This is a genomic window from Mucilaginibacter auburnensis (genome assembly GCF_002797815.1).
Taxonomy (GTDB): Bacteria; Bacteroidota; Bacteroidia; order Sphingobacteriales; family Sphingobacteriaceae; genus Mucilaginibacter; species Mucilaginibacter auburnensis.
On the sequence record NZ_PGFJ01000002.1, the window covers coordinates 477,214 to 490,069 of the forward strand.

The 12,856-nt window shown below is 42.8% G+C and carries 9 protein-coding genes; 2 read left to right on the forward strand and 7 right to left on the reverse strand.

All coding sequences use genetic code 11. From position 1 onward, the window contains the following. Positions 1-122 precede the first annotated feature (122 nt). Positions 123-1,457: a dihydroorotase gene (locus CLV57_RS12715; RefSeq protein ID WP_100341770.1), complete on the forward strand. Its 1,335-nt coding sequence runs from the start codon at positions 123-125 to the stop codon at positions 1,455-1,457. 137 nt (positions 1,458-1,594) lie between these two features. Here the strand turns inward: CLV57_RS12715 and CLV57_RS12720 are convergent, their stop codons facing one another. The 5 genes from CLV57_RS12720 to CLV57_RS12740 form a co-directional block, all read right to left on the reverse strand. Next, on the reverse strand, positions 1,595-2,032 hold the full coding sequence (locus CLV57_RS12720; protein ID WP_100341771.1) for an SRPBCC family protein: 438 nt from the start codon (positions 2,030-2,032) through the stop codon (positions 1,595-1,597). A 58-nt stretch (positions 2,033-2,090) separates the two neighbouring features. Continuing rightward, positions 2,091-4,313, reverse strand: a complete 2,223-nt coding sequence (locus tag CLV57_RS12725; RefSeq protein WP_100341772.1) for a cation:proton antiporter — start codon at positions 4,311-4,313, stop codon at positions 2,091-2,093. An 85-nt stretch (positions 4,314-4,398) separates the two neighbouring features. Then, on the reverse strand, positions 4,399-4,755 hold the full coding sequence (locus CLV57_RS12730) for a hypothetical protein (protein WP_100341773.1): 357 nt from the start codon (positions 4,753-4,755) through the stop codon (positions 4,399-4,401). Positions 4,756-4,813: 58 nt separating this feature from the next. Beyond that, positions 4,814-5,776, reverse strand: coding sequence for a helix-turn-helix transcriptional regulator (locus CLV57_RS12735; RefSeq protein WP_100341774.1), 963 nt, complete (start codon positions 5,774-5,776; stop codon positions 4,814-4,816). Positions 5,777-5,803: 27 nt separating this feature from the next. Then, positions 5,804-8,611, reverse strand: a complete 2,808-nt coding sequence (locus CLV57_RS12740; protein ID WP_157799153.1) for a hypothetical protein — start codon at positions 8,609-8,611, stop codon at positions 5,804-5,806. A gap of 103 nt (positions 8,612-8,714) precedes the next feature. Between CLV57_RS12740 and hscA the strand changes: the two genes are divergently transcribed. After that, a complete protein-coding gene (gene hscA, locus CLV57_RS12745) occupies positions 8,715-10,571 on the forward strand; it encodes a Fe-S protein assembly chaperone HscA (RefSeq protein ID WP_100341776.1) in 1,857 nt (618 codons plus the stop codon). Between the two features lie 310 nt (positions 10,572-10,881). Here hscA and CLV57_RS12750 read toward each other — a convergent pair whose 3' ends face one another. Both CLV57_RS12750 and CLV57_RS12755 read right to left on the reverse strand, forming a co-directional pair. Beyond that, positions 10,882-12,075, reverse strand: coding sequence for a phosphoglycerate kinase (locus CLV57_RS12750; protein ID WP_100341777.1), 1,194 nt, complete (start codon positions 12,073-12,075; stop codon positions 10,882-10,884). A 90-nt stretch (positions 12,076-12,165) separates the two neighbouring features. Beyond that, entirely contained in the window at positions 12,166-12,597 is a 432-nt protein-coding gene (locus tag CLV57_RS12755) for a GNAT family N-acetyltransferase (protein ID WP_100341778.1), read from the reverse strand. Positions 12,598-12,856: the final 259 nt, after the last annotated feature.

The following is a 12,856-nucleotide window of genomic DNA, read 5'->3' on the forward strand; positions in this document are numbered from 1 at the left end:
AAGGCAAAAGGTGAAAGGTTTCCATGGGTGGCTCCGAGCCACCGTGAGCCACACCTGAGCCACCTGAACCACCCGCACAATTTTGTCACCAACATTTGCCTTTCAAGTTTTACCTTTGTTGCATGGCTACTATCCTCATCAAATCAGCAACTATAGTTAACGAAGGCAAACAAGTTAATGCAGATGTATTTATTAAAGACGGTTTTATTGAACGTATTGATTCCCATGTTGACGTAAACGCTGATGAAGTTATTAATGCTGAAGGCCTGCACCTTTTCCCCGGAGCCATTGATGACCAGGTGCATTTCCGGGAGCCGGGATTAACGCATAAAGCCGATATCTACACAGAATCTCGCGCGGCCGTAGCGGGTGGTATCACCTCTTTTATGGAAATGCCTAACACCGTGCCCAACACACTAACGCAACAATTATTACAGGATAAATACGATATAGCCTCGCGACGCTCATTGGCTAACTACTCCTTTTTTATGGGGGCATCTAATGACAATATTGACGAGGTGTTACGTACCGATGCTACGCGGGTTTGCGGAATTAAGGTATTTATGGGCTCATCAACCGGCAATATGCTGGTGGATAATCCCACTACGTTAGAGAATCTATTCTCCAGATCGCCAATGCTGATCGCTACGCATTGTGAGGATGAGGCTACCATCAAAGCTAACCTGGCGCATTACAAGCAGCTCTATGGTGAAGATATCCCCGTAACCTTGCACCCTAAAATACGCAGCGAAGAGGCTTGTTATTTATCATCTTCTATGGCGGTTGAACTGGCTAAGAAACATGGTGCCCGTTTACACATTCTGCATATCTCTACAGAGAAAGAAACGCATCTTTTTGACAATACCATTCCCCTTAAAGAAAAACGCATAACTGCCGAAGCTTGTGTACACCACCTATGGTTTAGCGATGAGGATTACCACACCAAAGGCAACTTAATAAAATGGAACCCTGCTGTTAAAACTGCGCAAGACCGGGAAGGTATTTTAAAAGCGGTGCTTGATGGCCGCATTGACGTAATTGCAACCGACCACGCCCCGCATACCATTGAAGAGAAAGCGCAAAGCTATTTACAAGCCCCTTCAGGCGGACCATTGGTGCAGCATGCCCTGCCTGCCATGTTAGAGCTTTACCACCATGGTAAAATTACTTTGGAACAGATAGCCGAGAAAATGGCGCATAACGTGGCTATCCTTTTCCAGATAGCTAAACGTGGATTTATACGGGAGGGCTACTATGCCGATCTGGCGTTGGTTGATCTTAACAAACCATGGCAGGTAAACAAAAGCAACATCCTGTATAAATGCGGTTGGAGCCCGTTTGAAGGCGCTACATTCCGTTCAACTATTGAGCATACAATCGTATCGGGCAAACTGGCCTGGAACAAAGGAGCTTTTGTGAGTAATGAAGTGGGAATGAGGATGGCTTTTGAAAGATAGAAACCATAACCCAACGTCATTGCGAAGTACGAAGCAATCTCTGAAGCGACAAGCAAAGCGACATGTAATCCGCTAAACTATCAGCGGGCTACTTATCTTTTTGGGATTGCTTCGTGCTTCGCAATAACGGTTTTTATTTATTTTACTTTCGGCCTTTCCAACAGCTCTTTCATTTTGCCAAAAACCATTTGCCAGTTTTGCTCTGAGTGCTGTTTGGCGGCTTCGTCTTTAATATTGTCTTGCGTTAGTTCTAAAGTAGTTATACCATTTACTTCATTTAGCCTGTAGCTAACGTTCTGGTAGTTTTCGGGCTTATCCTCTGTACCGCTCATACTGCTCCAATAGCTATATTTCACATAGCGCCCAGGATCGATCTCCAACACTTTGCCCTTATCCTGATAGGTTTTACCTTGCCATTCGCCTGTCCATACTATCGCGCTACCTTGCTTCCAATCTGTTTTAACATCGGTGCCAAAAAAGTACTGTTTAATAATCTCCGGATCTGTCAAAGCCTCCCACACCTCGGCGGCAGGCCTATGAATATCAATTTTGGTTATTAAGCTGATGTTTGACATAATTATCTCTTTATCAGCTTAACAACCCATCAATAAGTATTGTTGATGGAAATTTATTTTAACGCAGCAACTCTACAATTTTCCGCTTGTTGCCAACTATCCAAACAATATCTCCGGGCTTAAATACCCAGGTTGATTCGGGATTGAGCACACGGTTACCATCACGTTCAATACCGGCAATAAGGCCCTGAGCATTTTCCCGTATACCCGACTGCCTTATAGAGATACCACAAACCGGAGAGTTGGATGATATTACCACTTGTTGTAATTCCATACTCTTCTTTACGTTTTGATTGTCGTCATCAGGCGTAAACTCTTCAGCAAGTGCTTTTACTGCTGCAATTTCTTCGTCAGTACCAATTACGGTGAGTTTATCCATCGGGTATAATCGTTCATTGGGTCCGGGGGTTGGTATCACCAGCTTTCCTCGTTCTATCAACGCTATGTTTACGCCGTATTGCTCGCGTATGCCTAACTCCATCAGTGTTTTACCTATAAAACTTGATTGAGGCGATATCTCAAATTGGGCCAGGTGCGTGTCCCATGGCGCTATTTTATTTTTCGCATTTTGTTGCTCTTCCCGCTCGTTCAGGTTCCGTAAAAAGCGGGTTTCCAAACGATCGTAAAAAGATTGTAATCGTCTTGAAAATAGCAGCACGGCGCCGCCTATCGTCAGCAATATTAAAGTTATACCTAACCATTTATCAAAATACTGGATCAGCAGAAAGCCAACAAATAACAAGCCGAAGAGTATACGCAGTAATTCAAGTACAACAAGCGGCCCCCTGCTATCTTTTTTGTTTAACCATAAATGCGAGTAGGCTTTCTTTTCAATTCTCCGGAGGGTGAACGCCCATAAAAACGGAGCCATAACCACAAACGATATACCTATGGTTATCAGTGTGCCTTTTAATCCGTTAGTAATATTTTCGGTGATAAAAGGATGTAGGTATTTCATAGATGCCACAATAATACCCACCATTATAACACCGTGAATAAAGGAGTTATAGGCGTAAGCCTTCAACAGCTTCTTCCAGTCGCTCATTGTAGTAATATTCTGCGTATCCGAACTGTAACGGCTTAAACCCTTCACCCACCTTTGCGGGAGTTTTTGCTCTAAAAACTTATAAAAAGGCTCTGATAATTTAATGAGATAGGGCGTAGTGAAAGTTGTTACGGCAGACACTGCAACAGCTATTGGATAAAGGAAATCGCTGGTAACCTTGAGTGAAAGCCCCAGTGTTGCGATGATGAAAGAAAATTCTCCTATTTGCGCCAAACTCATCCCTGATTGAACGGAATTTTTTAATGATTGCCCTGAAAGCAACATACCCGACGCGCTGCTTATAAATTTGCCAAATACCGTTGCTACGGTAATGACAACAATAGGCAAAGCATAATCAACCAGTACACCTGGATCTATCAGCATACCAACCGACACGAAAAACACAGCCGCAAACAGGTCCTTAACAGATTTGGTTAAATGTTCAATACGCTCAGCCTGCGTGGTCTCTGCCAATATGGAACCCATAATGAAGGCTCCTAACGCGGGCGAAAAGCCTACCTGAACGGCCAGTATAACCATGGCTATACATAATGCAATTGATACGATGAGCATGGTCTCATCGGTCATTAAACTGCGGGTTCTTTTCAGAAAGGTTGGAATGAGGAAGATCCCGCCTAAGAACCAAAGCGTAAGGAAGAACACCAGTTTCAGCACAGACACCAACATTTCGGTGCCTGAGAATTGCTGACTAACAGCCAAAGTAGACAGTAATACCAAAAGCAATATGGCTACCAGATCTTCAACGATCAGTACGCCAAAAACCAATCCCGCAAACTTTTTATGCTTTACGTTGAGTTCTTCAAATGCCCTGATAATAATGGTGGTTGATGAGATGGATAGTATGCCGCCTAAAAATATGGCGTCCATTGTTTTCCAGCCCATGGCTACACCAGCCAAATAGCCAATGAACAACATAAATACCACCTCTACCACAGCAGTTACTGATGCGGTTCCACCCACGTTGGCCAGCTTCTTAAAGCTAAACTCCAAACCCAGGTTAAACAGCAGGAATATAACACCTATTTCGGCCCATATTTTTATGCTTTCATCATCGGCAACGGTGGGTAACAATGTAAAATGCGGACCAACCAATAAGCCCGCCAATATGTAACCCAATACAATGGGTTGTTTTATTTTTTTAAAGATTAAAGTAGTAAAACCGGCTGCGGCCAAAATAAGCCCAAGGTCGGTTATTAAATGAGGTAAATGGATCATCAGGAACAGAATAAATTAAAACACAATAGTATAAACTGAAAATTGCCGTAGCGAAACAATATACAGGAGTAACAGATCTTAGGTTTTAACTAAATTCGAGTTCGGGGAAAAGGTTTTTAAATAGATAAGAATAACTACCCGGTGAAAAAAATACTGTGTGCCGGCTATTGGTTTTAAAAGCGAATGGTACCAATGAAAGTAAAAATATCACAGCCAGGTTTTTCAACGGCGAACGGTAGTCAGCCCTTGAAAGCTGCGGAACATCGTTACTTACAAACGGAACTTCATGCTGAGCTGATGTAATAGCTTTTGAAAGACTCAAGGGAGCTTTATCAGAAACAGCGCTAACTTTTTTTGGAGCTCCGCCAAAAAACACAGCCGCAATGATCAATAACGGCAGCAAAGCGGAGAGAAGATATTTATGGTTTGCTTTGCTATGCATTCAACCAAATATACAAAAAAGCCCTAAACATGTTTTATTAAAGGCCGGATAGCTTTCGTCAAACTACCTGAACATCCTGATTGATGCGTATATAAATAGCCTCCAGTTTAGCTTTAACATACTCTTTTAAGTTTTCCGACTCTAAAATATCGGCGTACTCGCCAAACATCATATACCAACGTGCAAAACCTTCAACAGAGGTAGTTAAAAAGGTCATTTCAATGCTATCTCCCACCGTTCTTTCAGATACAAAGCCACTATAATACTTTTGATGCTCCAAATGCGAGTGTATTTTTCTGTCAACGCTGATCACCACACGCTCCAAGTTTTGCTCGCAGGCGGTTTTAGCTATATATTCCTTAAGCGTTGGATGCTCACTTTCAAATTGTTCATCTGTTATTGAAAGGTTTTTGATGCGGTCAACCCTGAAGTCGCGGTATGAGTTTCGCAGCCTGCACCATGCAATGAGGTGCCAGTAATTAGCTGAATAAAATATGCCCACCGGCTCAACAAAGCGCTTAGTTAACTCCTGACTATGCTGCGCAAAATAATTTAAAGACAAAACCTTTTTCTGCCCTATGCTTTGCAATATGGTTTGGATATGGTCTGTTGGGTTAACGTTGGCGCGCGCCATTCCTTGCAGTACTTCTATCCTGTCATCCATCCCTTCCAGCAGTTCCTTTTCATTATTTTTTAACACAGCCCTTACCTTGTACATAGCCGAGCGGTAGTTACTGCTGGTAGAGGCATCTGTTAAGGTCTCCACAAACTTTTCGGCTGTTAAAAAGGCGGTGGCTTCCTCCCGGGTAAACATTACAGGCGGTAGCCGGTAACCATCCATAATGGAGTAACCTACGCCGGCCTCACCTATCAAAGGGATACCTGCTTCTTCCAAAGTTTTCACGTCGCGATAAACTGTGCGTAAGCTGATGTTAAAACGTTCGGCAATGTCAGCAGCTTTTACTACCCTGCGCGATTGCAGTTGTATCAGGATGGCAGATATGCGGTCGATGCGATTCATGGCACACCAAATTAACAAAATGTATCGTTAAAAGAAAGCAACGGGCAGAATTAACTCTATCCTGTTTTTACCCAACCCGCCAAAATAATCCCTGTCCATCAAATAACTATAACGAACACCAAAAGTTAACGGATGCTGATTGAACCATTTAGTATCAAAATACAACTCGGCACCCGCTGTGCGGAAATCGGCCCGGAACAATGAACCATTACTGAAGGTATCATTAGCGTGCGTATAATCAAAAAACAAGTTGGCCCTAACACGTAAAAAATATACGGTTTGCGCAACCCCTGCATCTGGATAAAAAAGCGGAAAATGATAGTTCACACCGATCTTGTTTAATTGCTGTAAATTCTCCGCGTCATAACCACGTGAAAACGGAAAATTGTTAGAGAAATCAACCTGGCTTTGTTTGCCTTTTTCCTGATGAGCCGCGTTAATAACCAAATTGTGGTTACGTAAAATGCCGGGCAGGTATAAAGTACCATTTGCTAAAAATTGCGTAGCCTGCAGCCCATCAATGGCGTGCCTGTAACTTAACGTAATACTTTGACCAAAGCGAGGATAAATATGCTGCCTTGCCTGTTGTATGCGGTTGCTAAACGTTACTGAATGGCTAAGGTAGGTATAATTACGATCGCGGAACCGGGAGCGGAATGGATCCTGAATAGTGTTACTTGTGTAATACACATCACTGCCAAAGTTGAGCGAAGTAAGATGCCTGCCGTTACTTAAATTAAGCGGCACGTGCAGACCCAAGTAAATGTCTTTTTCATTGAAGTAAATGCGCTCTCCGTTAAACAGGCTGCGCCTGTCTAATGTGAAGTTAACACCGCCACGCACAAACGGGAACAAAGCCCCATACGTGGCATCAAAACCAAATTGCTTGTAGCCTTCATCCCTGTTATAATTGAATGATAGCTGCGACTGGAAAGTGTTCAGCACGTTCTCGCTAACTAAAGCCAGCTGGTAATTAGGGTCGCTAAAATCTGGTATCAGGCTATGAAAGTTAAACAGGCCATGTGCTTTGCTATATTTGGTTATGGGCAGCGTTTGCACTGATGTTCCCGCTGTTGCGTCTGTTGCAGAATTGTTTTCGAGCGATGTTACTTCAAAATCAGATAGCGATTTTGCTTGATGAGCAACCTCCCTCCATTTGGAAACATCGGTAACATCACTGCGCACTTTGAAACCGTAACCGGTGAATTCAACCCAGCTTATTTTATTGCCGGCAATTGCAGGCTGATATTGGTTGAGATCAGAAACATCAGCCTTCAATTCTGATAACTTTCCGCTTGAGGGATTCAACTTATATAGCCTGTCGTTTTTGCCGGAGGTGGCCGAAAAGTAGACCTCGTCATTATTTAAAGTAAGAAACGCGATGGGGTTGTAAGATAACGGCAGCAAGTACTTTACGCTACCTGTTTTTATTTGTACCAACCCTATTGTCATCTCCCCTTTTGGCGTCCTTATTGCCGAAATGAGATGATCGTCATCATAAAACTTGGGGTATGTGTAAAGCAACTTGCTGGGATTAGGTATTTCATTCAATAAGTTACCTGTAGCTGCATCTAAAATATGCAGCCAGCTTTGGCCGGCAACTGTTTTTACAGCCACTATCTGTGTTGCATCAGCATTAAAAGCAGGCCCAAAGTATTTGGTGGCGTGAGTGATCTGCTTTTCTTTGCCGGTGTTAATATCCAGTACGCGCAGTTCGCTGTAGTCAAGGTAGGTCCAACGGGCATCGGGGCGGTAAGCCGCATAAACTACCTTACCATTGCGGTAATTAAAATAGTTGTCTAAAGACCGCGACCGTATACTTATCTTGGTTTCTATGCCATTTTTACTCAGGGTGAATTGAGGCAGCTTGTTATACGTTGTGGTAACGTAAACAAGCGTACTGTCATTTACATAAGCCGGAAACTCCTGGTTAACTACAGAGGGGCTGGATGGCCGGGTGGCGGGTTTGTATTGATATTGCTGTTTAAAGAAGTTCAAGCCATCTGCTCTAAAATCTTTAAAGCTTTTACCGGTGTATTTTTTTATAGCACCCTGCATCGGGTAAAATAATCCGTTAAATGATGCAGCATCATGCGTTATGTTGCGCCAAACCTCGCTACCGTATTTTTCACGCCCGTAGGCTACCAGCATGTACCCCATAGGATACCAATCGGGTATGTAATCTTTTAGTGAGCCGTTGCGCAGCTTCATCCAACTATAGTTTTTATCAGCGGCCCATAATGCACGGTAGCCATTGTAGAAGTAAGGCAAACGCCCCCTGCCCTGCCTGCTCACTAAAGTCTCGTTATATACCGCATCCCCCTCAAAAAACCAATCGGGTACTGACAAGCTGTTAGCCACCGCCTGTCCGCCCTGTCCAAATATGATAGACATTGCCTTTGATAACCCAACATTGAAATTATTGTACTGCTGCACGTGGCGGTATTCGTGAATTGCCAACTGCTCTGCCCAGGGTAAACTTCCTAACTCAAAACTGTTCTGATCGGGTGTTAAATAAAATTCGCTCCTGAATGGTGCCAGTCCTACATAAGCATTAGTAATGGTGGTTTTATCCTGTAGTACAATACTTATCTGTTTTTGCTTTAGGCCGATGGTAGGTTTTATAGGTTGGTTAATATGCTCAATTGTGGCAGCAACCCGCATGGCAATAGAATCTAACCCTTGCGAGAAAATAACTTTAGCAGCCGGCGTATTTACCTGCTTCCATTTAACCGATGGTGGGTTGCCACCAAACTGCTGAGCAACAGCGGCAAATGTTGTAAGGAGTATCAGCAAAAAAAGCAGCGCGAATTTTAATAGCGTTTTAGCCATCATTGTCAGTTGAGTATTGCAAGTTAGGCCTTTTAAAGCAATTCACAATAACATGACACAGCAAAGGGTAAAACTGTATACCTTTGCCCATTGTTAAAATTACACCATGGCTAAAGTTTCTATCAACCTGGCGACAGGCTCTATACAAAAAGAAGAAATTATTGTAGGTATTGACCTGGGTACTACCAACTCTTTGGTGGCCTTTATCAATCCCGACAAAAACCCACAGGTGATAAACGACATGGGTAAAGGTGTATTGGTACCCTCAGTGGTTCATTTTGGTGAAGCCGGCGAAATTACCGTTGGTAATGAAGCTAAAAACTACCTGGTAACCGACCCGCAAAACACTATATTTTCTGTTAAGCGACTTTTAGGCCGTGCATACAAAGACATAGCTAACTACAAGAACTTCTTCTCTTATAAGGTAATTGATGATGATTCTGAAAGCCTGGTTAAAATAAACGTGGGCGACAAGTTCTACACCCCTATTGAACTTTCGTCGCTAATACTAAAAGAGCTAAAAGCACGTGCCGAACACGCTTTAAAAACGCCGGTTAACCGTGCTGTAATCACTGTTCCGGCATATTTTAATGATTCGCAGCGGCAGGCTACCCGCGATGCCGGCAAACTGGCCGGGTTAGACGTACTACGAATTGTTAATGAACCTACTGCCGCGAGTTTAGCTTACGGTATAGGCTTAAACCCCGAAGAGACCAAAACCATAGCCGTTTATGACTTAGGCGGCGGTACTTTTGACGTTTCCATACTACAGATACAGAACGGCATTTTTGAGGTATTATCTACCAATGGCGATACCTTTTTAGGTGGCGATGATTTTGACCGCGCCATTGTTGACCATTGGATTGCGCAAAACCAGCTGAATGCTGATGAGGTTAGCCATAACCGCGAACTAACCCAGGCCTTACGCTTAAAAGCGGAAGAAGCCAAAAAGGCATTTGCCCACCAAAGTCTGTTCAACGAAAAGATTGGCGATATATGGTGCACCTTAGACCGCGTTACATTTGAGCAGTTGATACTGCCAAAGGTTCAACAAACCATTAAAGCCTGCGAGAATGCCCTGAAAGATGCCAAATTGAACGTTAAGCAGATTGACGAGGTAGTTATGGTAGGTGGCTCTACCCGCACAGCACTTGTTAAGAAAATGGTATCCGACTTTTTTGGTCGCCCGGTGCATGATGATGTTAACCCTGATGAGGTTGTGGCGCTTGGCGCTGCTATTCAGGCGGATGTTTTGGCAGGTAACCGCAGGGATATTTTGTTACTGGATGTTACACCTCTGTCCTTAGGTATTGAGACCATGGGTGGGCTGATGGATGTGATCATCCCGCGTAACAGCAAGGTGCCAACTAAAGCAGGCCGACAGTACACCACATCAAAAGACGGGCAGGTAAATATGAAGATAGCTGTTTATCAGGGTGAACGTGACCTGATAGCCGAGAACCGTAAACTGGCTGAATTTGAATTAAAAGGCATACCTGCTATGCCGGCAGGCTTCCCTAAGGTGGACATTAACTTTTTGCTGAACGCCGATGGCATTTTAAAGATACAGGCTATTGAACTACGTTCGGGTGTGAAGCAGGAGGTGGAGGTTAAGCCTACTTACGGTATTACTGATGACCAGGTGGAGCAAATGCTAATGGACAGCATTACCCACGCTAAAGATGATGTAGCCCAACGCATGGTAATAGAAGCCCGTACAGAGGGTGAGCAGATGATATACACCGTTGAGCGCTTCCTGCAAAAGAACGGGGAACACGTTACTGAAGAGGAAACTACTGAAACTCATAAGCTATTAGCTGAGCTAAAACAGGAACTCACCGGTGGCGACAAAGACCGCATACACAAAGCCATTGATACTTTGAATGAATATACCCGCCCCTTTGCTGAGCGTTTAATGGATACTGCCATTGCTACAGCAATGAAGGGCAAGAAGGTAGATTAAGATAGACACGAAATCGTATCATATCGTTTCACTGAATATATGAGACGATGTGAGACGATTTTTTATTTAAAATTCTGATTATTATGATTTTACTATTTTATAGTGAGACGAAAATGAAACGGGTGAAACGATTTTTTGCTAACTTTTAAGTCAGGCTATTTACGTATAAATTTCTTTCAACTTGCTTATAAACAAAACATTACATCATATTACAGGTTATTAAAAACACCATAAACAACAATGCCACCCTTTTGGGTGGCATTGTTGTTTATGAAAATTCAGGGTAATCCTTAAATCTTAAAGATCAAGGTTAGTCCTCGTTGATAGCTTTAACACCGGGAAGTTCTTTACCTTCCATGTATTCTAATAAAGCGCCACCGCCGGTTGATACGTAGCTAACATCGGCAGTTAATCCAAATTTAGATACAGCTGCTGCCGAGTCACCACCACCTATCAGCGAGAACGCGCCTGCTGAAGTAGCCTTAACAACCGCATCAGCCACCGCTTTGGTGCCCACCATAAAGGTATCCATTTCAAACACACCCATCGGGCCGTTCCATAAAATGGTCTTTGAATTCTCTATCACTTCACTAAATAGTTTAACAGTTTCCGGACCAATATCTAATCCCATCCAGTTATCCGGTATCTCTCCTGTTTTAGCCACATCTGTTTTAGCATTGTTGTTGAAGTCGTCGGCTATAACGTTATCCAAAGGCAATAACAATTTAACGCCTTTATCTTTTGCTTTTTGTACCAGGTCAAGCGCCAGTTGCAGTTTCTCCAATTCAACCAGTGAGGTACCAATGTTTCCACCATTTGCCTTTGCAAAAGTGTAAGCCATACCACCTCCAATAATCAGGTTATCAACTTTATCTAATAAACGCTCAATCAATAATATCTTATCAGATACCTTTGAACCACCCATAATGGCCGTGAACGGGCGCTCCGGATTGTTCAATACTTTTTCGGCATTACTTAACTCGGCGCCCATCAGGTAACCAAAGTATTTTGCATCAGGAAAAAACTGTGCAATAACGGCAGTTGAGGCGTGTGCGCGATGCGCAGTACCAAATGCATCATTCACATAAACATCACCTAAAGCAGCTAATTTCTTCGCAAAATCAGCATCGCCTTTTTCTTCTTCTTTGTAAAAACGCAGGTTCTCTAAAAGTAATACCTGGCCGTCTTTAAGCGCTTGCGCTTTTTCTGTAGCTTGTTCGCCAATACAGTCATCAGCAAACTCAACCTGCACACCTAACAGATCAGATAAATGCTTTATAACGTGTTTTAATGAGTCTTTTTCGTTGGGTCCGTTTTTAGGGCGGCCCATGTGCGACATTAAGATCACGGCGCCACCATCTTTAATAATTTTTTTGATGGTAGGCAGGGCCGCGGTTATGCGGTTGTCATCTGTAATGTTTCCGTTCTCATCTAAAGGAACGTTAAAATCAACGCGTATTAGCGCTTTCTTTCCCGAAAAATTTATCTGGTCAATTGTTTTCATGCAAGTTGTGTTTTTTGCTAAGCGGATGCCAAATTGAGCATTTTAATTTTAATAGCCCAATGGTATTTTAAAAAAGGCAGGCAGTATATATTATAGTTTAGCATACATAGCGTAATGCGGACCAATACCCGGCACTTCAAACTGATCAGATACAATTTCAAAACCCAGGCGCTCATAAAACCTAACAGCCACCTGCCGGGCATTGCACCATACATAGCTGGCATTTATTTTTTGCAAATGGAGTTTAGCAAAATCAACCAGTTGGTATCCTATTGCTTTGCCGCGGTAACCATCGGCTGTGGCCATGCCTCGCAGTTGGTAGCCTAAACCAGTGTACTCGCCATAACTTTGAGGATGAAATGAAGCAATACAAATCAGTTGCTCGTTATCAAAATATCCTAAATGAAAATTGCCGGGCAGGTTGTCTGACGGGAAACGGCATTCATCAGGCGTGAGCTTTCCTTCTCTCAACACAACGTTGCGCAACGGAAGTGCTTCTTCAACTTTTATAAACTTTATCATACGTTATTAACATGGCAAATTTGTAGAAAATTTGGGGAAGCGTGGTATTAATTTCCCAACAAGCCTCTTCCTAAATTCTACTTCAACATTTAGAATTTTATGCTTTATGTAATATTTTGTACCACTTTGCGCATTACTATTTACCTATTTAATAGTAAAAGTTGTAAAATCTGCTTTTTTTATCAATTATTCCCTTTTGAAGTAATCGGTTAAGTTTTATGCGCATTTAATGGCCCGACTTTGGTAATTATCTTATCAT

Bases quoted from the DNA above. Each gene is read 5' to 3' on its own strand.
- CLV57_RS12740 (WP_157799153.1), bottom strand. From the start codon at position 8,611: ATGATGGCTAAAACGCTATTAAAATTCGCGCTGCTTTTTTTGCTGATA.
- CLV57_RS12715 (WP_100341770.1), top strand. From the start codon at position 123: ATGGCTACTATCCTCATCAAATCAGCAACTATAGTTAACGAAGGCAAA.
- CLV57_RS12750 (WP_100341777.1), bottom strand. From the start codon at position 12,075: ATGAAAACAATTGACCAGATAAATTTTTCGGGAAAGAAAGCGCTAATA.
- CLV57_RS12735 (WP_100341774.1), bottom strand. From the start codon at position 5,776: ATGAATCGCATCGACCGCATATCTGCCATCCTGATACAACTGCAATCG.
- CLV57_RS12730 (WP_100341773.1), bottom strand. From the start codon at position 4,755: ATGCATAGCAAAGCAAACCATAAATATCTTCTCTCCGCTTTGCTGCCG.
- hscA (WP_100341776.1), top strand. From the start codon at position 8,715: ATGGCTAAAGTTTCTATCAACCTGGCGACAGGCTCTATACAAAAAGAA.
- CLV57_RS12725 (WP_100341772.1), bottom strand. From the start codon at position 4,313: ATGATCCATTTACCTCATTTAATAACCGACCTTGGGCTTATTTTGGCC.
- CLV57_RS12755 (WP_100341778.1), bottom strand. From the start codon at position 12,597: ATGATAAAGTTTATAAAAGTTGAAGAAGCACTTCCGTTGCGCAACGTT.
- CLV57_RS12720 (WP_100341771.1), bottom strand. From the start codon at position 2,032: ATGTCAAACATCAGCTTAATAACCAAAATTGATATTCATAGGCCTGCC.